Source organism: Streptomyces sp. NPDC002845, from assembly GCF_053591955.1.
Genome location: NZ_JBSFUU010000103.1, coordinates 11,532 through 31,018, shown reverse-complemented (window position 1 = coordinate 31,018; position 19,487 = coordinate 11,532). Strand labels below are relative to the sequence as shown.

Here is a 19,487-nt window from a genome sequence, read left to right as displayed (position 1 = left end):
ACCATTCAGTTCCTCGACGAGTAACACCCGCAGGGCTTCGCTCTAGTCGCTGACGCCTGGTCCGTGACGATCGGCGGCTCTTCTCATCGGATCGCCAGAATGAGACAGGCACACCTTCCCAGGCCATGGAGTCCTCTACGCCCCCGTGGTCGAAACGGAAGACAGTCCGGCCGACGGATCGTCGCCGACTTTCGCCGGCTCGACCAGCTGCGCGAGAATCCGACAGGCCGGACCCCGGCCGCCGGAGCGGCTGGTCGAGGCAGACGCATCCCGCGTGATCCAGGCGGGGTGCGCTGTCGCCCGGCTGTCGTGACCGCACTCACGCCTCACTCGACTGCACCGAAGCCACACCCGGACGCGGCGACAGAATCCCCGGATTGCTCATCGCGGGCGCCGCCGCCCACCGGCACGTTGCACGCACTCATCCCGCTCGCCCCCTCGGCGGCCGGGTCCGCAAGTTGCGACCGGACCGGCAGCCGCCCTGACCGGCGGACCACCATGTCGCCACGCCCCCGTGGCACACCACACTTACGGAGTACACGATGACGCAGCCCAGCACGATCAGCGTCGAGAGCCTGACCCCCCGGATTCGCAAGATCACATTCTCGAACCCGCCGGTGAACTTGATGGTCCCGGAGACCTTTGTCCGGCTGCGGGATGTCATCACGGAGATGAGCGAGGACCCGGATGTCCACGTCGCCATCTTCACCAGCAGTACACCCGGCTACTTCATCAACCACTTCGACCTTGCCTCGGCCGCCGACGGCTTTGCCGAGCCGCCGGCCGAGGGGGAGGTGCCGCCCGCCGTCGACGTCCTGATGCGGCTGACGAAGGCCCCGTTCATCAGCATTGCGGCCATCCGTGGGCGGACCCGGGGCGGCGGGAACGAGTTGGCGCTTGCCTGCGATCTGCGCTATGCCAGCCGCGAGCAGGCACTGTTCGGCCAGCCGGAGGTCGCCAGTGGCCTGCTGCCTGGCGGTGGCGGCAGTGAACGGCTGCCTCGGCTGATCGGTCGCGACCGCGCCCTGGAAGCCATCCTCGGCAGTGACGACTACGATGCCGACCTGGCCGAGCGCTACGGCTGGATCACCCGTGCCCTGCCGGACGCCGAGCTGGACAGCTTCGTCGAGGGCATGGCTGAACGGCTCGCGTCCTTCGACAAGACCGTGCTGGGCGCCGCCAAAGCCCAGATCAACCGGGCGACCCTGCCGCCGGACGCCGACGTCCACGCGGCCTATGGGGAATTCCTGAACTCGCTGACCTGGCCCGGCTTCCAGGCGCGGCTTTCCGGAGTCGGCAAACTCATCACCGAACTGGGCGTCGAGGAGTGGCAGCGGAACCTGGGCAAGTACCTCGGCCTCGCCAACCAGCAGGCGTAGTCGTCCACACCCGCTGCGACGACGCCACGTCCGCACACCTCATCCAGACGCACAGCAGCCCCAGCTCCATGTCCCAGCAGCTCTCCGTACCGGACCGACCGGAGTGAGGGTGACTACGACGAGCTGATCCCACCCTGAGCTCGTAGGCCGGGGCGGTGCGAGCGGCGGGTGGGGTGTTCGTCCTGTTCGGCGGTGTGATCACCTGACAGTGATCGTCTGCCCGGTAGCTCCCTACGCTCTGACAGGCCCGCCCACTGCGCACGAGCCAACGCCGATGCTGCTCGCCCGCTCCCGGCACGCCTACGTACGGTCGTTGGAGAGGTACGCCCGAACCGACGTCGACGCCGTCGGCCAGCACGTCGCCGAGCGTGACCCAGTCGCCCACCGCCGTAGCTGAACCCAGGCTCTCAGCGGTTCAAGATCATCGCATGGCCCCTCTTGGGCTTACCTCGGCGATACCCCAGTTCGGTTCATCGCCCGGGTTCGAAAATCGGTGTTCGCGTCCTACATCGCCGTCGTCACTGACTGCACGGACCCCACCGAAATACGCCCCTATGGTCACGCGACCGAAGCGTATCTCGTCAAATATCGTCCAGTCGCACGACGCTGGGAAGCTGATCGTCCGGGACGCTTCCGGTTGTCGACGAAATCCGCTCCGCCACCACCGCACTGTTCAGCACCGGCAGTCCAAGGTCACCGGGCCCTACACACGGCCGACCGCCTGGCGCAGTCGGCACGGGGCGCGTCGCCAGCCGCTGCAGGCTACTCAGGGGCGCTGCTCACCTTCTTGAAGCTCCTCAACAGACCGAGCAGGGGCCAATGCTGCCGTACGCCATTCATCGCCCCTGGCGGGGAGGCCGCAGTCAAGGGTCACCGCGACAACCGACACGCCCTTCATCTGTCGCTGCGTCTCCGCCTCCCTCTCCTGGTGCAACCTCACTTCGGCGAAACTGTGGGCGCGGGCCGGACACTTCCGCTGCTTTGAGTGACCCCAGCGATCGCAGTGGAAGTAGGCCGTGAGGAAAATCCCAGCAGTCCTGGGGGTTTGGAGGTACTCGGCTACGAGTTGCTGATCCAAGGCCGTATCGAGCGATGCGTTCCAGCAGCCCTTGCATTCGATGACTACCTTGATGGGGTCGTTCCCGGCCCCTTCTTGGGTGGGCACTTCGATCTGGATGTCGGTGCGCAGGCCCGGGAAGCCCGGTCTGCGGACCTGGACCTCTCGGTTGACGACGACTCGGTGGCCACCGATGTCGTGCAGGAGGAAGGTAGCGACGACGTCGCTGAAGTCCTCTTCCCAACACGGCCACCATTCAGAGTGGTTTACTCCGGCTTGGTCTCGGTTCCACAGCGCCGTGATGAGCCCGTTGGGGCGGTGCAGTGCCTGGGCGAAGCGTTCGAGTGACTCCAGGACGATGTCCTGGAGGTGTCTCTCGTCCGCGATCCAGCGGAGTCGAGCGGTGTCGGCGAGTCGGATCAAGTGCTCGGATTCGACCGGCACGGCGTATCGGGCGGCCGCAGCAAGCGTGGTAGTGCGGGCCTCGACACGCAGCCGCCAGATGGCCGGGTATTCGTCAGCAAGAGACCGCAGTTCGGCGGCAGCCTCCAGGGTGCCCTTGTGGGCGAGGATATTGGGCAAGGAGCGAGCCATCTCGAGCAGCCGGTCGTCGTCGCCGACGAAACCGGAGTGCAGGGGAGCATTGGCCACGTCGTCGATGCCTATGTGGTTCACGAGCAGCCGATACAAGTCCGCGAGGCTGCTTTCCGGCAGCAGGCCGGCGGCTGAGGGCCAGCTTCCCGGCGGAGCGGGCAGGCGTGTCAGCGCTTGCAGGTACGCCTCAAGGGTGGCCGGGGTGTCGAGTCGGCGCCTGATGAGTGGCCAGAAGGCCGGAAGGACTGTGAGATGCAGAAGGGCAACTGCTGCCAGCATCCAGCGCACGTGTTCTGGTGACTGTGGTGCGTGGTCCGATGGATCGTCGGTCAGTACGGCAGCCAGCTGGACCGATGCGTTCGTGTCCCCTCGGACCGCGAGTTCGCTCAGAACGCCCTGCCATTGCTCCGGTCGGCGGTCTTCGTGAGCGGCCCAGGTCCGCAGGGCGTGGCGAATCTCGTCCTGCGGTAGCTCCGCAGACGCACGGGCGATGGTCCGGACAACATCGTCGCGGACGCCGTCAAGGACCTCCGTCATCAGCCGGGCAAGCTCGCCCTCGGCCCTGCTCGTGCACACGAGAAGCAGCCGCTGTTGCATCTCCTGGGCGTCACCATCGGCGTGAAGGCTGGAGAGGGCGACGGCCCATCCGGCCCACCGGCCGGGCTCGGCAGGGATGGCGGGGAGGGAGTCGAGGAGACCTAGTGCCGCGAGTTCGGGGGCATTCGCAAAGCCGAGGGCTCCATGGGGAATCAGTCTCTCGGCACTCAACGGTTGAACAACACACAGCACATAGTGGGCGGCCTGCAGGAGAAGGCTGTCCAGCTCCGTGCCCGCCGACGGCCGAGAGGGTGCCTTGGTCACCGCCATGAGCCACGAGTTGTCCCACTTGGGAGACGAGCCGTCTGCTGTGCGGTGAAGTTCGGCGACATCCCGCCCCCAAGCACTCCGTACCTCGTCGGGCCCTGCGGCAAGGACACCAGCGAGTGCCTTACGCAGGGCGGCTTCGTCATAGGTGTTCCGCCGACGCTCGGCCTCTTCCAGCTCGCGTTGCTCTCGCTCCCACGAGGCCTCTTCTGGCGGATTGTCCCAAAAGGCCGTGGCCACGTGCAGACTCGGGTGGGAAGCGCGGGCTGCTCGGGCCCGGTCCAGGTCGGCTTGGTCTTCAGGTGGCGGGAAGGCAACGGCCAGGCGTGCGAGCCTCTCGTCGATCCCGGACAGCAGGTCCCAATGCTCCATCCAGTACAGGGCGTCTTCCCGAGGAAGCAAGGCCCTGGTGAGTCGTCCCGTGTGCAGCGCGAAAAGTTGCTCGTCGGTAACCCGAGTCATCAGCACGGAAGCAAGGGTGCGGCGGACCTCGAGGTCCTTGCCGAGCGCAGCTGCCAGATCCTGCAACGGGGTATGTACGTGCTGGCGCAGAAGGAGTTCATGGCGGTCGGCGAGACCCACCAGAGCTTCCGCGACCTCGGACAGCAAGGCGTCAGGGGTTGATGACTGGCCGGCGAGGCTGACGGCGCGGGCAAGAACTGCGACAGCCAGTGTCGTGCTTCCGCCCTCTGTCGTGTCGCAGCAGGTGTTGCGGGCCCAGCTGACGGCTTCTTCCACGTCCGTCGCGTGGATGAGCTCGGGGATTTCCTGGCGCAGCATGTAGGCACGGCCGATCAGGTGCGGCTCCGGGTCACGCGCGTGCCCGAGAAACTCCGTCAACGTGATGTGGTGCGGCCACAATTGTCGCAGCGCCGCCGCCACGACCTCCGGGGAGTCGTCGTTCATCAGCGCCCGCATGCGCTCGACAGCTTCGGTTTGCGGCTCGGTGATGCCGAGCAAGGCCGAGACTCTGACGTCCGTGTAGGCGTCCTGGTCTTCGGCGAGCGCCAGCAGATCGGGCGTCAGCTCGGGCCGCCGACAAGCCCGGGCCATGCCAACTGCGCCGAAGAGGAGATTCACCTCTGTGGTGGCGTTCAGGTGCGGGCGCAGCTGGTCCGCGATTTCGGGGTGGTCCAAGCGATGAAGTGTCGTGTTGTCGAGTCTGATGGTGTCATCGCTCTTGAGCAGGGCGAGAAGCGCCTCGACGACGCGGCCCCGGTCGCGCTCCGTGCGCCGAGGGAGGTCGGCGAGGAGCAGAACCAGCGGGTCATCCCGGAGCAGGTCCTCGAACACCGTGGTGCTCGTGTTGCTGCGCCAGGCAGCTACCTCCTGATGGGCGGGCAGGACGTGCCGGGACGGCCCGTCGCCGATCCACAACAGTTCTCGTTCCACCGCGGGCTGAATCTCACGGGCACGCAGGAACTCGGCGGCTAGGAATTCCCGGTAGCTCTTGTGCACGAACGCCCAGCGATAGTCGCCGAGTGGAAGCAACAGACTCGACTCGGTGAGCTGACTCAACTCATTTATCGTGCAGGGCACCGGGCTCCCAAGAGGTCCCGGCTCGTTGCCCGACGCCAAGCGGGACAGCTCAAGGTCGGCAACGGCCGTCTCCGTCGACGGAGACCCTCCATCCACGAGCGCGGTGTACGGGCCGAACTGCAGAGCTGCGGCAACCCGTGCCGCCGCTGCGAAGAGGGTCTCGGACGTCGCCTGCGTGCGCCGCAGTTCCGTGCGCTTGGGACGACGGATCTCCTTGCACAGGTGCAGGCACGCCTCGTGGTACGCCTCCGCGGTCGAGTCGGGCAGGCTTCCACGCGCCGTGTAACTCGTCAGCATCTGCCGCAAGGTCATCGGGTGGGTGGCCAGCGCCACCAGACCTCGCTGCTGAACCGCCCTGCAGAAGGCTGTGGGGTCTTCGAGGCCCACGGTGTCGGCGGCGAGGACCACGTCATCCCGCGACAGCGGCGCCAGACCGACCATCGCCACGGCGTCCGCCGGCCAGAACCGCCTGAGGTCCGTCTCCAGCCCGCTCGGCCACCGAGCCGAACGGCAACTGATGCGCAGTCGCAAGCTCCTCCTGGCCTCGTCCACCAGATCCTCCAGCTGCTCGACGATCAGCTGATCCAGATCCGGCAGATCGTCCAGCCCCTCGTCCAGGCCGTCGAGAAGCACATGCCACTCGGTCGCCTCCGCGGGCGGCTGGAACACCGCGCCGAGTTTCGCCGCAGCGCGGCTCGCGTCGGTCCCGCAGTTGCCGAGGTTGAGCCGTCGCACCACATGGCCTGCGGTCTCAAGATCGCGATGTTCCTGTTCCAACGCGAAAGACTTGCCCATTCCCCATTCGCCACGCAGGACCAGCAGCGAAAGGGCCCGCTCGTCAGCCAAAGACCGCCCGGGAGCGACCCCGGTAAATGGAGACAACAGCGGCCAGCCGTACCGGTCCGACTCCGGAGGTTCCCCGAGCGGAAAAATTCGCCGTCTCCACGGCAAACACGGCCACTCCACGCTTCGCCACATCCCAACAGTCTTCAACCATTCCTCACCGCTCTACACGGCGCTCACACGATAGGCCTCACCACTGACAGGGCTCCCCCTCGGGCGACTTCCTCCGTACCTCGACCGCTGCAGCCGGAGGCAGCCCGCAGTCGACACTCCGCCAATGCCGCGAGATGCGGTCCACCGCAACAGAGCGGACATGGCTCGCTGAGGGCAGCGACGGTGACCGGCTGACTGCCGGAACGGCGTCACCTACGGGACCAGCTCTACACCCCTACCTGGTTGCGTCGGCATTTCCAGGGAGGTTGCCGACGTCGGCGAGGGCTGCGTCGATCAACGACTCTGCGATGGATCGCGCGCACGCGGCGGTGTGGCTGCTGTTGAGGGCGGTGCCGCGTGCGGCCGCGCCGTCGAAGAGCAGTGCCAGTTGCTCACCGAGGGTTTCCGGATCCGCGGCCCCGGCCTGCCGTGCGATGTCCGAGAGGCGGCGGGCGAACTCGCCCTTGTACGCCGCGGCCAGTTGGTGGGCGGAATGCCCAGGGTCGGGTACTTCAACGCTGACGTTCAGGAACGGGCACCCCCGGAACGGAGCGGTGGTTTCCGGCGGCTTCCAGTCGAAGACGGCGAGCAATTGCTCACGCGGGCTCGAGGTCGGTGGGGCGGACGGCGGGGGGACGGGGAGGAGGTCGTCGCCCAGGGACCGCAGGTATGCCCCTACCAGCTCGTCCTTACTGGGGAAGTGCGTGTAGAGAGTGCGTTTCGACACCTCGGCGACCGTCGACAGCTGGTCCATCCCGGTCGCGTTGATCCCCTGCGCCGTGAACAGCTCGGTCGCCGCCTTGAGGATCCGCTCCCGGGCACCACGCCCACGACGCCGATGTACAGGCTGGTTTTCGGTCACAGCCTTAAGGATACCGATCGTTTTACATAGGCCGTTGGGACAGCTACGGTGGGGCACTAAGTAGACCGATCGTCTTACTTAGCCGCGCCCGGCAGCGCGCCGCACGCGGATAGGTGGGTCGTCGGCGGCACACCCGTTCAGGACCTGCTCGACGCTCCCCGGTCACCTCGTCGGGCAGCCTTCGTCCTGACCCGCATCGCCCGCCGCCACCCACCAACCATCGATGCGAACACAGCACCAAGGAGACCTGATGCGTTACACGACCTTCGGACGACGGACAGGACTGCGCGTTTCCGAGTACGCACTTGGCACGGGGAACTTCGGCACCGGCTGGGGTGCCGGTGCGGAGCCGGACGAGGCGCGCCGGATGTTCGACAGGTTCGCCGAGGCCGGCGGAACGTTTCTCGATACCGCGGACGGCTACCAGTTCGGTGAGTCGGAGGAACTGGTGGGGAAGTTCGTCGCCGCCGACCGGGACCACTTCGTCCTGGCCACCAAGTTCACCAACGGGGCCGGCCCACAGCCCGGCATCTCCAGGACGGGCAACAGCCGCAAGAACATGGTCGCTTCGCTGGAGGCGAGCCTGAAGCGCCTCGGGACCGACTACATCGACCTGTATTGGGTCCACTTCCCCGACGACCTCACGCCCATGGAAGAGATCCTGCGCGGGCTCGACGACCTGGTCAGCTCCGGCAAGATCCTCCACGCCGCCCTGTCCAACTTCCCCGCATGGCGGGTCTCCCGCGCCGCCACCCTCGCGGACCTGAAGAACTGGGCGCCGGTCACGGGCATCCAAATCGAGTACAGCCTCGTCGAGCGCACCGCCGACCGCGAGCTGCTGCCGATGGCCGAGAGCCTGGGACTCGGTGCCGCTCTGTGGTCCCCGCTCGGCGGCGGACTGCTCACCGGCAAGTACCGCCGCAGTAGCGAGGGCCGGCTGACCGATCTCAAGGCGGTCATCCACACCGAGAGCACCGAACAGAAGACCGCCGTCATCGACACCATCCTGGCCATCGCCGAAGAGACCGGCGCCACGCCCGCCCAGGTGTCGGTTGCCTGGGTCCGTGAGCGTGCTGCCCAGGCGTCCACCTCGTTCGTCCCGATCATCGGCCCGCGCAATCTCGCGCAACTCGACGACTACCTGGGTGCGCTGGACGTCCAACTCACCTCGAAGCAGTTCGCACACCTGTCCGACGTCAGCGCCCTCCCGCTCGGAGTGCCCCACGAGGCCTCCGCCGGCATCCGAAACGTCGTACAGGGCGGTGACGCCTCCCTCGTCATCCAGCCCGCCGTGCCTGTGGCCTGAGCCGCGGATCCTGCCGCCGGCGGCCCCTGCCGTCGACGCCATTTTCCGTCCCGCATCGTGTGCATGGTGCGCGACGGTGCCGTCTGGCGGTCCGTGGCACATCCCGCCCAGCCGTCACAGCCCCATCGTGTCGATCGTTGGCGAAGTAGAGGGACAACGCGCGTCTTCGACCTCCTGGGCAGGAACGGTTGGCCGAGCAGGTGAGGGACTGGGGTATCAGCACTGCTGAACCTAGTCGCCGGACAAAAGCGTGAGGGCTCCGGACCACAGCACGCCCGGGTTGATGCACTCGGGGTGGAGACTCGTCATCCCATCGAAGAACTCCATCGTTGTGGTGGAGCTCTTCAGTTGCCGGTCCACGGCGTCGAGGTAGCGCCGCGTGCGGCCGATGTGGGCCGCGTCGTCCGGACGGGCCGGGTCTTGGTGGCCGGCCACCACGAACTCCACTCCGAGCGCCTTCACTTGGCGGAGAGCCCTTCGCCACGCGTCGCGGCCACCACCCTCGGATTCCGCGAGCGAGAGGTGCACGCCGTTGTAGACGACGTCACCCCCCCTCGACGGGGATGAGCGCGTGCCCCTCCAGACTCAGTCCCTCCTCGCCGACGACCTGCACGTCGACGGGGGTTGTCGGGATCCGGCCAGGAAACAGCGCGTCCCAGACCTCTGCACGGGACTCCCGAGTGGCCAGGCCTGCCATGTGGGCCTTGGTCCCGGATGTCGCACGGACAGCGGCGCCAGGAAACCGTTCGAGCAGGACGGGAGCCCCGAGCCAGTGGTCGCCGTGGCCGTGCGTGACATAGATCTCCGTGAGACCCGGCTCCGGTCTTCTCCACCCAGGCGAGCACCTCGCGGGTGGTGTCGGTGGTGAAGGGTGGGGCGACGAGGACGGCGTCGTGCTCGCCGTAAATCAGGGTCGTGCCATGAGTGACCACACCATCGGGTTCCTGTTGGGAAGCTTCAGGGGCCGCTGCTCTGCGAGATCGCGGGCGTCACGAACACGGCGTACCACAAGGCGGTCACGCACCTCCCATCTCTGAATTCACCAGGACCCGGCGGCCGTCAGAACATCGTGTTGGCGTTGGCGGAGGTCTCCGGCACGTCCTGCGAGGCGGACCAGTGCTCGACGATCTTGCCGTCCCGCACCCGGAAGAGGTCGATGACCGCACGGCCGCGCTCGCCCGGCGCGTCGACGTAGTGGCTGTGAACGGCCACCAGGTCGCCCTCCGCGATGACCCGCTTCGGCGCCACGCTCAGCTGCGGGAACTGTTCGAAGTAGGCGCCCAGCCCGGTCTTCACGCCCGGCACTCCGCCGGGGATGCCCGGGTCGTGCTCGTGGTATTCGGGGCCCAGGTAGGTGTCGACGGCGGCGAGGTCCTTGCGGACCAGGAGCTGGTCGACGTAGCCCGTGACGAGCTTCTTGTTGTACGCGGTTAGGCAGCGGACGGTCGCTACGCGGTCCTCACCTGCAGCATCGACGGCGGCCCGGTCCGCACCCACTCCGACTTCTCGATCACCGTCGAACACGGTCCGGAGGCACTGCGCACCGCCGACACCGTGGTCATCCCGCCCTTCGTCACCACCGCCGTCACGCAGGAAGTGTCGCCGGCCGTGGTGGAGGCGCTCGGGTCCGTCGCCCCCGGCACGCGCCTCGTGTCGATCTGCACCGGTGCCTTCATTCTCGCCGCCGCGGGACTCCTCGACGGCCGGCCGGCCACCACTCACTGGGTGGTCGCGGACCTGTTCCGCTTATGGTTCCCCCAGGTGGCTCTGAATCCCGACGTCCTGTTCATCGACGACGGGGACGTGCTGACCTCGGCCGGTGCCGCCTCCGGGCTCGATGTCTGCCTGCACATCATCCGCAAGGACCACGGCAGCGAAGTCGCCAACCAGGTGGCCCGCATGTGCGTCGTCCCCCCATGGCGCGACGGCGGGCAGGCACAGTACATCCGGCACCCGGTGCCGGAAACCAAGGCCAGAGGGACGGCCACCGTGCGTCATTGGGCGCTGGAGAACCTCCACGAGCCGATGACCCTGGCGGACCTCGCCGAGCGCTCCCACATGAGCCTGCGCACCTTCGCCCGCCGTTTCACCGAAGAGGTAGGCATGAGCCCGGGACGGTGGCTGATCCAACAGCGCGTCGAGCGCGCACGGCACCTCCTGGAAACCACTGACCTCCCGGTGGACGAGATCGCCGGCCAGGTCGGCTTCGCCGGCGGCACGTCACTACGAGAACACCTGTACGCCGCCATCGGCGTCTCACCACTTGCCTACCGGCGCACTTTTCGTGGAGCCCGGTCGCCCAACCCTCCGAGCACCACCACACAAACCGCTCGGCGAACGCGGTGACGAACCTGCCGGGAACGAGCACCTCGATCACGGTCAGCGACTCGGGTGTTGCCCCATGCTCGACCCAATTGACGCATGGCCTACGAACAGGGCGCCCCCTGCCCACCACAACGAGGCCGCCGAAGACCGCCGGATGGCATGCGGCCCGGCAAGCCGACTTCGCCAGAACCGGGGCATAGCGCTATACCCCGGGGCGATCCCCTAGAGCCGTTAAGCCCGTTTCCCACCGTTCTGCTCCCGGACGGTGTCGAACAGGGAGGTCAGAGCGGGACTTCCCGCGAGACTGTCCAGCAGGACGTGAAGCGACTGTCGTTCCGTGGTGCCCAGGTCTGCGAGGATTTCGCCGTCGAGATCGACGAGTGTGCGGTTGAGGCGGGCCAGGACCTTGCGCCCTTCGGCGGTGATGTCCACGGCGTAGCGGCGACGATCCTGCGGATCTCGTGTCCGCTCCGCGTATCCGGCGCGCTCCAGGTCGTCGAGACTCGTCACCATCGTCGCGGGGTCGATGCGCAGGAACGAGCCAAGTGCCAGTTGCGGCATGGCACCGTTGTCCGCCAAAGCCTGCAGGACGCTGTAATGCCGCACTCGCAGGCCGGTCCCGCCGATGCCGTCCTCGGCGATCCTGAACGCCACCTGCCCGAGTTTGACCAGCAGGCAGATGGTGTGTTCGGCCACTGTCCCCGGTACCAGCGGAGCCTCGGACATCGTTTATCCCGCCCATGGTTAGTCGTACGTATGGTCCTGTCCATCGTACGAGAAAGCCCGAGGCGCCAGGACCGCTGCAGGCCGGCGGGATTCCCCACCGTCCGCCGGCTTACGGCCGGTGCGTCCTGGGTGGTCAGCCGACGATGGCCCGACCGAAGATCTGCCGGGCTATGACCCACTTCTGGATCTCGTTGGTGCCCTCATAGATCTCGCCGATCTTGCTGTCCCGGTAGATCGCCTCGACGGGGCCGGGGCTGCCGTCGGCACCCAGTTCGCGCGCGAAGCCGAGGCCTCCGAAGGCCTGGACGGCGTCGCGCGCCATGTCCACCGACAGCTTGGTGGCGTAGTACTTCGCCATCGCGGCCTCGGGCTCCGGGGACGGGTTGCCCGCGTCCAGGCGCAGGGCGGCCTTGGTGCAGAGGGTGCGGGCGTTCTCGATCTCGGTGGCCCGTTCGGCGAGCAGGAACTGCCAGTGCTGGTTGGCGGCCACCGGCTTGCCGAAGGTGTGTCGCGTCGACAGGTGGGCCACGGTGTGGTCGAAGGCGGCCTGCGCCATGCCGACCCCGGCAGCCGCGATGCCGATCCGGCCGTAGGTCAGAGTGGACAGCGCATGGCGCAGTCCGTGTCCCTCGGCGCCACCGAGGAGGTCGTCGTCGGTCAGGTGCACATCCGTGAAGCGGATGTCCGCGGTGAGCTGGCCGCGGTTGCCCATCTTGCGGTCGGGAAGGCCGACTTCCACTCCGGGAAGTGCCGTGTCGACGATGAACATGCTCAGCCGGGTGCCGGTGCGGGCGAGAACCACCACGAACCCGGCGACGGGCGAGTTGGAGATCCACCGCTTGTGGCCGTTCAGCACCCAGCCGGCCTCGGTGCGTATCGCCTCGGTCTGAACCGCCTGCGGGGACAGGTCACTTGAGGCGTTCGGCTCGGTGGTGGCGAACGCGCCGACCACTGAGCCCTCCGCGACCTTTCGCAGCCATCGCTGCTGCTGCTCCTCGGTGCCCTGCCGCAGGGCGTTGCCCGCCAGGATGCAGTGCACATCGAAGACGGCCGCGACGCTGCTGGAGTAGTAGGCCAGTTCCTCGATGGCCGCGGCGGTGGCGGTCGCCGGGTGGGTCAGACCGTCGCCGCCGACCTCGCTGGGGAAGGGGATCCGGAAGACCCTCGCCGACGCAAGCCCGTCAAACACATGCCGGGGGAAGCCGTCCGTGCGCTCGTCGCCCCCCGCGATCGCCACGGCGTGCGGAGCCACTTCGTGCTCTGCGATCCGGCGCACGGCAGCGCGAACGGACTGTGTCTCTTTGGGGGCGAGGAGCTCGTGGTAGAGCCGGTCGATCTGGCGTGTGGGAGTGGAAGTCATACGGGGAAGATACCATTAGCATCACGTACCATTAGCTCGGCAATCTATTTTGGAGGTTCGACCATGACACAGACGCTGGCCGACAAGACCATCCTGATGTCGGGAGGCAGCCGCGGCATCGGACTCGCCATCGCTCTGCGCGCGGCCCGCGACGGTGCGAACGTGGTGATGCTCGCCAAGACCGCCGTGCCGCATCCGAAGCTCGAAGGCACGGTCCACACCGCCGTTGACGAGATTGAGCGCGCGGGCGGCAAGGGGCTGGCCGTCGTCGGTGACGTCCGCGACGAGGACGATGTGCGCACCGCTGTCAACGCGGCGGTCAGCGCCTTCGGTGGCATCGACATCGTGGTGAACAACGCCAGCGCGATCGACCTGTCGTCGTCGGAGCAGCTGGAGATGAAGCGGTACGACCTGATGCAGGACATCAACACGCGTGGCACGTTCCTGCTGAGCAAGGCCGCTATCCCGCACCTGCGCAAGGCGGGCAAACCGCACATCCTCACGCTCTCCCCGCCGTTGAACCTCGCGCCGCACTGGGTGGGGAAGCATCTCGGTTACACGCTGTCGAAGTACGGCATGAGTCTGTGCACCATCGGGCTCGCCGAGGAGCTCGCCGCCGACGGCATCGCCGCCAACTCGTTGTGGCCGCGGACCCTGATCGACACGGCCGCCGTGCGCAACGTGGTCGGCGGCGCCGGACAAGCCCGTAGTCCGCGGATCATGGCTGACGCCGCGTACGCCATCCTCACGCGTGACGCGCGGAAGTGCACCGCCAACCTGTTCATCGACGACGAGGTCCTGTCGGACGAGGGCGTCACCGACCTGTCCGTCTACAGCCCTGCCGGCTTCGAGGGTGATCTCGCGCTCGACATATTCGTCGATCCGGCCTGATCCCGCACTGCTCAGCACATTAACGCGAGGGCGTTCTCGATGCCCTTCTCGAGGACCTCAACGGCGAGCTTCGAGTCGAAGGCGGCGCGGGACAGTTGCAGCGACCCAGGCCTGCTTGGTCGCGTCCGCGCAGCGGTCGATGTCGTCGAGCAGGGCGGCGGAGGGACATCCGACGCCGCGCTGGTCCCGGTGCTCGGGCGACAGATAGTCGCGAACGAGATCCTCGAGTCCCGGGCGGCTGGGCGGCCGGGCGGCCGGGCCGCAGAGTGCCGTACCTCGCCGCCTGCGTGCGTAGCTCCTCCGCGACGACGTTGGCGACGTTGGCGACGTTGGCGACGAGGTCGTCCTTTGATGCCACAGGATCCTCTGACGCCACGGAACTGCCTCGCGCACAGGTCGGTAACGCGGCAGACCACCCAGCCCATACTCACGTCGCATTTCGAGAGGGCAGCGCCTGCTACATGTTGATCATGTGGCCCGCGAGGCCGTGGACGGCTTCCTTGACCGCCTCGCCGAGGGTGGGGTGGGCGTGGACGTTGCGGGCGACCTCATGGACGGTGAGGTCCCACTGCTGGGCCAGCGTCAGTTCGGGGAGCAGCTCGGTGACGTCCGGGCCGATGAGGTGAGCGCCTATGAGCTCGCCGTACTTGGCGTCACTGATGAGCTTCACGAAGCCGGTCGCATCACCCAGGCCATGAGCCTTGGCGTTCGCCGTGAACGGGAACTGGGCCACCTGGACGTCGAAACCCTGCTCCCTCGCCTGTTCCTCGGTGTAGCCGAAGCTGGCGATCTGCGGCTGGCAGAAGGTGGTGCGCGGGATCATGACGTAGTCCAGCTCCATGGTCTCCGCGCCTGAGAGCGTCTCAGCGGCGACCACTCCCATCGCCTCAGCGGCGTGCGCGAGCATGAGCTTCGCGGTGACGTCACCGATGGCGTAGATGTGCGGAACGGACGTACGGCAGCGCTCGTCCACATCGATGGCGCCGCGCTCCGTGACCTTGACGCCGGTGTTCTCCAGGCCGTACCCGGTCACGTTCGGGGCGAAGCCGATCGCTTGGAGGACCTTGTCCGCCTCCAGGACCTGGCGGGCACCGTCCTTTCCGGTGACCGTGACGCGGACCTGCGGCCCGGACTCATCGATCGACTCGACACGGGTCGAGGTGAGTACGTCGATGCCCAACTTTCGGTACTGCTTGGCGAGTACGGCGGAAACCTCGGCGTCCTCGAGGGGAGCGACTCGGTCCAGGAACTCCACGATCGTGACCTGCACACCGTAGTTGTGCAGGACGTACGCGAACTCGATGCCGATGGCGCCGGCACCCGCGATGACGATCGACTGCGGGAGGTCCTCCGCGAGGATCTGCTCCTCGTACGTCACCACGCGCGCGCTGCGCTTGGTGCCGGGTAGCAGCTTCGGGGTGGCGCCCGTGGCGATGATGCAGTGGTCGAAGCCTATGGTGCGGGAGTTGCCGTCGTGGTCGGCGACCAGAAGCGTGTGCGGGTCGAGGAACGTACCGCGGCCACCGACTTCCGTGATCTTGTTCTTCTTCATCAGATAGTGGACGCCCTTGACCCGGCCGTCCGCGACCTTCCGACTACGGCGGAATGCCTCCCCGTAGTCGAAGGAGACCTCACCGTCGACCTTGATGCCGAAGGTCTTCGTCTCGCGCGTGAAGACGTGCGCCAGTTCGGCGTTGCGCAGCAGGGCCTTGGTGGGGATGCAGCCCACGTTCAGGCAGACGCCGCCCCAGTACCTCTCCTCGACGACCGCTACGCGCTTGCCCAGTTGGGCGGCCCTGATGGCGGCCACGTACCCACCTGGGCCCGCGCCGAGTACGACGACGTCGAAGTGCTCACCCTGCTCGTCCATGGACCTTTCCTTTCCACTGGGACGGTCGACTCCACGTCAGTGGCCGACTCGCTCCCGATCGCACAACCTGTTCATCAACTCAGTCGCGGTGGTTCAACGCCCCGATGCCGTGATCCATGCCCGCGCAGCGATCACCGACGGGCCAACGCCCCGTCGACTTCGTGTACTCCCGCCTCGGCGGCACCGAGCCTGAGGGTGTCGAGCCCGAAGGCCGCGACCGGACCGTGCACACCGGGCTTGAGGACGGCATTCGGCGCCGCCGCATGGACTGCGCCCCACGCCAGGAGGGAGCCCGTCATCTCGTAGGGATCGGGTCCGGTGAGGGCCGTCGTGGCCAGGGGACGACCGTGGCCGTCGCGGGCGACCGCGATCACCAGGGAACGGCCGTCGGTGTCCGGCTCACGATGTGCTCCCGGGAGCCGCCCGGACCACCGCGTCAGAGCGGCCCGCATCTTCGCCGACCTCAGCAAGGGCGCCTGGAGCATGGCGGCGATCTGTACCGGACGCGTCCACCGCCCGAGCCAGCCCATCCCCACCTCGACGCTCTCCAACTGAGGGAAGACGTCAGGCAGGCCGAGATGCTCCGTGCCCGGGACGGTCATGGCCGGGCGTCGCACACCGGCGTAGCGGAAGGTGAGGACACGCTTGGCGGCCCGCTCGTCGACCAGTCGGGAAGAGGCTCCAGGGCGTGGAGAGCGGTAGGCGAACCCGTCCTCGGCCGCCGCGGCGACCAGCGTCTGGCGCGTGCCACCCGTGGTCAGGTCCCAGGAGTCGCGCAGGGTGCTCCGGTAATGCAGCTCGCTCCCGCGCCCCGAACGGGTGATGAAGTAGCCGATCTCGACATGGCATGCGCGCTCGCCCGCCTGTTCCAGGGCCAGGGCGCCGGCGAGATTGCCGGGCACGTAGTCGTAGCCGAACGCGGGCACGAGAGTCGCTCCCCGGGCGGCCGCGACGGAGTCCAGTTCAAGGAGGACCCGGCGGGCGAAGGGGCCCTCCCCCGTGGAGTCGAAGTAGCGCGCTCCCGCCCGCGCGGCAGCCGTGACCGTGGCCATGCCCAGTTGCATGAACGGCCCGACCGTGGAGACGACCACATCGCTGGGGCCCAGAAGGCGCGTGAGGTGGGCGGAAGAGGTGACGTCCACTTCTGCCACCGGCAGTTCCGCCTCGAAGCGGTCGGCCAGGGTCAGCATCTTCGTTCGGCTTCGCCCGACCAAGGTCGGCGTCTCACCTCGTGCGAGCAGTTCCCTGAGAACTCGCCGCCCCGTGTACCCCGTCGCACCCAGCAACAAGATTCTGCGCTTTTCCACGGCTACGTCTGCCTTCCGGAGGGCACTGTCACGACGACCACTGACCGACCACGAGTCATTCACTGACTTCAGGTCATTGAATATACGATGGTCAACATGAGAGGGCCAAACCGACGACAGCTGTATGCGGAGCAGACCCGGGCGGACCTGGTGGCGGCCGCGCGCAAACTCTTCGTCGACAACGGGTTCGCGGACACGTCGGTCGAGGCCATCACCGCGGCGGCGCAAGTGAGCAAGGGCACCTTCTACCACCACTTCCCGGACAAGAAGGCGATGTTCGCCGAGCTCTACACGGAGCTGCTCCAGCGGGTCGGAGCGCTCGCCGACGCGGCGTCCGAGGCGATCCGTGCGACACCGGGCGAGCCTGCCTTGACCGCCGTGTCGAACCTCACGCACGCCTTCTTGCGGCGGACCATCGACGATCCCCTGCATCGAGAGCTGATGGCCCAGGCGCCCTCGGTGCTGGTGGAGCAGTACCGGCACATCAACGACACGGTGGCCCAGCCGCCGATCGAACGGCTCTTGGCTGTCCTGGCCGAACGCGGTGACGTGGAACCGGACGTTCCGGTCGCCACCGTCGCCCGGCTGCTGTTGGCCGTCCTGTGCGAGGGCAACCAGATCATCGCCGCCGCGGCGGACCGGGAGGACGCCCTGGCCAGGACGTTCCACACGATCACCCTGCTGATGTCGGGCCTGGCGGCGGACGGCGTCAGCGCGCACGGTTGACGTCGACCAACGCCTGCAACAGCACTCCTCGACTGCACCCGGCCGTGCCGCTACCGTGCCGCCTCGTCCTCGATGTCACGGACCAGGTCGATGGCCCGGCCGAGAGTGGTGAGCCGAGCGTCGAGAGTCTCTCCGGCCGGATAAAAACGTACGGTGTCCACACCGGCGTCGCGCCACACACGCAGCCGTTGGCGCACCATGCCCTCGGTTCCGATCAGAGTGGTCGCCAGCACCATTTCGTCGGTGACCAAGCCGGCCGCGCCGTCCCGGTCCCCGGCCTGCCAACGTGTCCGGACTTCGGCCGCCACCTCGGCCCAACCCTGGCGGCTGTAGGCGTTGTTGTAGAAGTTCGTGGTCGCGGAACCCATGCCGCCGAGGCTGAAGGCCAGTTCCTTCTTGCGTCCGGCCACCATCGCGCTCAGCGCGTCCTCGTCGTCCGCGAAGGCGACCTCGGCACCTTGGCAGATGTCGAGGTCGGCACGGGCGCGACCGGCGGTGGCCAGGCCCTGGTCCAGGTGGTCGAAGTACGCCTCCTTGGCGCCCTCGGGCACGAAACTGGTGCCCAGCCACCCATCGGCGATCTCACCGGTCAGGTGCAGCATCTTCGGCGAGAGAGTGGCGAGGTAGACCGGAATGTCATGCTCGGCACGCATCGACAGACGCATGGGCTTCGCCTCCGCGCCCGGCAGTGGAATCCGGAACTCCTGTCCTGAGTAGGAGACTTTGCCGCCTGCGGCGGCCTCCCGCACGATCTCGACGGTCTCCCGCATCCGCACCAGCGGCCGGGCGAAGGGCACGCCGTGCAGCCCCTCGATCACCTGCGGCCCGGAGGGGCCCAGTCCGAGAAGGAAGCGCCCCTGGGAGATCTGCGACAGTGTGATCGCGGCGCGGGCGATGGCCATCGGCGTGCGGGTGCCGAGTTGGATGATTCCGGATCCGAGGAGCATGCGCTCGGTCTTCGCCGCGAGGTAGCCCAACGGCGAGGGAGCCTCGGAGCCCCACGCCTCCGCCACCCAGCAGATGTCGAGACCGAGCTTCTCCGCCTCGGTGACATAGGCGACGATCTCCCGCCAGTCGCCCCCGGAAGCTTCGATCGTGGTGGAGGTACGCATCAGAGCCTCGCCTCGCCCGCGGGCTGGGCCCTCTCGGCCAGCTTCTTGATCTCTTCGAGGGTGATGGTCATGTTGGCCTCGAACTCCCGCATGCGCACGAAGACGATCTTCTGCTCCTTCTCCGGCATGCGATCGATGGCGAAGGAGAGGCCCGAACGGGCCGGCCCCATCTGCATCCATTCGCTCAGCAGAGTGCCACCGCCCTGCGGCTCCAACGTGAACCGCCAGATCGCCGTTGGGTTCTGCGGGTTCTCGACGCCCCAGGCAAGCAGCCTCGGCGGCTCGTACTCGAGGATGTGGGATGTGGTGGTCCACTCCCCGAGTGCCTCGTGCTTGCTCTGGCCGATGAACCGGGCTCCCAGAGCAGGGGCGGTCCTGCCGTCCAGCCATTCGACGTACTGCAGCTCGGAGCTCATACGCGGCATCAGCTCGATGTCGGACACGAGCGTCCACACCTGTTCGGGCGGAGCAGCGATCCAGGTGCGGACCTCCACCGTCGGCTTGTCCGCATAGCGCGCGCCTGTCCACTCCATGTTCCTGCAGCCTCCATGCCGATCCGAGAACTCCCATGAC

General features: G+C 67.4%; 14 protein-coding genes and 2 pseudogenes. 5 read left to right on the top strand and 11 right to left on the bottom strand.

From position 1 onward, the window contains the following. Positions 1 to 542: 542 nt before the first annotated feature. The gene (locus ACWD3C_RS42630) at positions 543 to 1,379 is read left to right on the top strand and encodes an enoyl-CoA hydratase/isomerase family protein (RefSeq protein WP_451153137.1); all 837 of its coding nucleotides are present in this window, start codon (positions 543 to 545) and stop codon (positions 1,377 to 1,379) included. A gap of 766 nt (positions 1,380 to 2,145) precedes the next feature. Here ACWD3C_RS42630 and ACWD3C_RS42625 read toward each other — a convergent pair. Beyond that, complete coding sequence (locus tag ACWD3C_RS42625) at positions 2,146 to 6,279, bottom strand: hypothetical protein (RefSeq protein ID WP_451153135.1); 4,134 nt, start codon at positions 6,277 to 6,279, stop codon at positions 2,146 to 2,148. A 385-nt stretch (positions 6,280 to 6,664) separates the two neighbouring features. Further along, on the bottom strand, positions 6,665 to 7,291 hold the full coding sequence (locus ACWD3C_RS42620; protein ID WP_451153133.1) for a TetR/AcrR family transcriptional regulator: 627 nt from the start codon (positions 7,289 to 7,291) through the stop codon (positions 6,665 to 6,667). A gap of 250 nt (positions 7,292 to 7,541) precedes the next feature. Here ACWD3C_RS42620 and ACWD3C_RS42615 point away from each other — a divergent pair, with 250 nt between their 5' ends. After that, positions 7,542 to 8,597 carry an aldo/keto reductase gene (locus ACWD3C_RS42615; protein WP_451153131.1) on the top strand — a complete coding sequence of 352 codons (1,056 nt, stop codon included), beginning with the start codon at positions 7,542 to 7,544 and terminating at the stop codon, positions 8,595 to 8,597. Between the two features lie 231 nt (positions 8,598 to 8,828). Here the strand turns inward: ACWD3C_RS42615 and ACWD3C_RS42610 are convergent, their stop codons facing one another. The 3 genes and pseudogenes from ACWD3C_RS42610 to ACWD3C_RS42600 all read right to left on the bottom strand — a co-directional run bounded on the left by ACWD3C_RS42610 (position 8,829) and on the right by ACWD3C_RS42600 (position 10,094). Continuing rightward, positions 8,829 to 9,059, bottom strand: a complete 231-nt coding sequence (locus ACWD3C_RS42610) for a hypothetical protein (RefSeq protein ID WP_451153129.1) — start codon at positions 9,057 to 9,059, stop codon at positions 8,829 to 8,831. A gap of 82 nt (positions 9,060 to 9,141) precedes the next feature. Then, positions 9,142 to 9,402: pseudogene (locus ACWD3C_RS42605) on the bottom strand (MBL fold metallo-hydrolase); the annotation flags it as partial. Positions 9,403 to 9,656: 254 nt separating this feature from the next. Then, positions 9,657 to 10,094, bottom strand: coding sequence for a nuclear transport factor 2 family protein (locus ACWD3C_RS42600; protein ID WP_451153127.1), 438 nt, complete (start codon positions 10,092 to 10,094; stop codon positions 9,657 to 9,659). Between ACWD3C_RS42600 and ACWD3C_RS42595 the strand changes: the two are divergent. Continuing rightward, positions 10,032 to 10,943 (top strand): annotated as a pseudogene (locus ACWD3C_RS42595) (GlxA family transcriptional regulator); the annotation flags it as partial. The gene ACWD3C_RS42600 and the pseudogene ACWD3C_RS42595 sit on opposite strands and share 63 nt — an antisense overlap. A gap of 210 nt (positions 10,944 to 11,153) precedes the next feature. On the opposite strand, the gene ACWD3C_RS42590 reads toward ACWD3C_RS42595, so the two are convergent. Further along, positions 11,154 to 11,648, bottom strand: a complete 495-nt coding sequence (locus ACWD3C_RS42590) for a MarR family winged helix-turn-helix transcriptional regulator (protein WP_051185546.1) — start codon at positions 11,646 to 11,648, stop codon at positions 11,154 to 11,156. 133 nt (positions 11,649 to 11,781) lie between these two features. After that, positions 11,782 to 13,008, bottom strand: a complete 1,227-nt coding sequence (locus tag ACWD3C_RS42585) for an acyl-CoA dehydrogenase family protein (RefSeq protein ID WP_451153125.1) — start codon at positions 13,006 to 13,008, stop codon at positions 11,782 to 11,784. Between the two features lie 63 nt (positions 13,009 to 13,071). On the opposite strand from ACWD3C_RS42585, the gene ACWD3C_RS42580 reads away from it, so the two are divergent. Continuing rightward, entirely contained in the window at positions 13,072 to 13,899 is an 828-nt protein-coding gene (locus ACWD3C_RS42580; protein ID WP_451153123.1) for an SDR family oxidoreductase, read from the top strand. Between the two features lie 457 nt (positions 13,900 to 14,356). On the opposite strand, the gene lpdA is transcribed toward ACWD3C_RS42580, so the two are convergent. Both lpdA and ACWD3C_RS42570 read right to left on the bottom strand, forming a co-directional pair. Beyond that, positions 14,357 to 15,769, bottom strand: coding sequence for a dihydrolipoyl dehydrogenase (lpdA, locus tag ACWD3C_RS42575; protein ID WP_451153121.1), 1,413 nt, complete (start codon positions 15,767 to 15,769; stop codon positions 14,357 to 14,359). A 131-nt stretch (positions 15,770 to 15,900) separates the two neighbouring features. Then, positions 15,901 to 17,076, bottom strand: coding sequence for a saccharopine dehydrogenase NADP-binding domain-containing protein (locus ACWD3C_RS42570; RefSeq protein ID WP_451153119.1), 1,176 nt, complete (start codon positions 17,074 to 17,076; stop codon positions 15,901 to 15,903). Between the two features lie 96 nt (positions 17,077 to 17,172). On the opposite strand from ACWD3C_RS42570, the gene ACWD3C_RS42565 reads away from it, so the two are divergent. Next, the gene (locus ACWD3C_RS42565; RefSeq protein ID WP_451153117.1) at positions 17,173 to 17,802 is read left to right on the top strand and encodes a TetR/AcrR family transcriptional regulator; all 630 of its coding nucleotides are present in this window, start codon (positions 17,173 to 17,175) and stop codon (positions 17,800 to 17,802) included. A 50-nt stretch (positions 17,803 to 17,852) separates the two neighbouring features. Here ACWD3C_RS42565 and ACWD3C_RS42560 read toward each other — a convergent pair whose 3' ends face one another. Further along, positions 17,853 to 18,914: an LLM class flavin-dependent oxidoreductase gene (locus tag ACWD3C_RS42560; RefSeq protein WP_451153115.1), complete on the bottom strand. Its 1,062-nt coding sequence runs from the start codon at positions 18,912 to 18,914 to the stop codon at positions 17,853 to 17,855. Continuing rightward, entirely contained in the window at positions 18,914 to 19,447 is a 534-nt protein-coding gene (locus ACWD3C_RS42555; RefSeq protein ID WP_451153113.1) for an SRPBCC family protein, read from the bottom strand. The genes ACWD3C_RS42560 and ACWD3C_RS42555 overlap by 1 nt, the downstream gene beginning before the upstream one ends. Positions 19,448 to 19,487 lie beyond the last annotated feature (40 nt).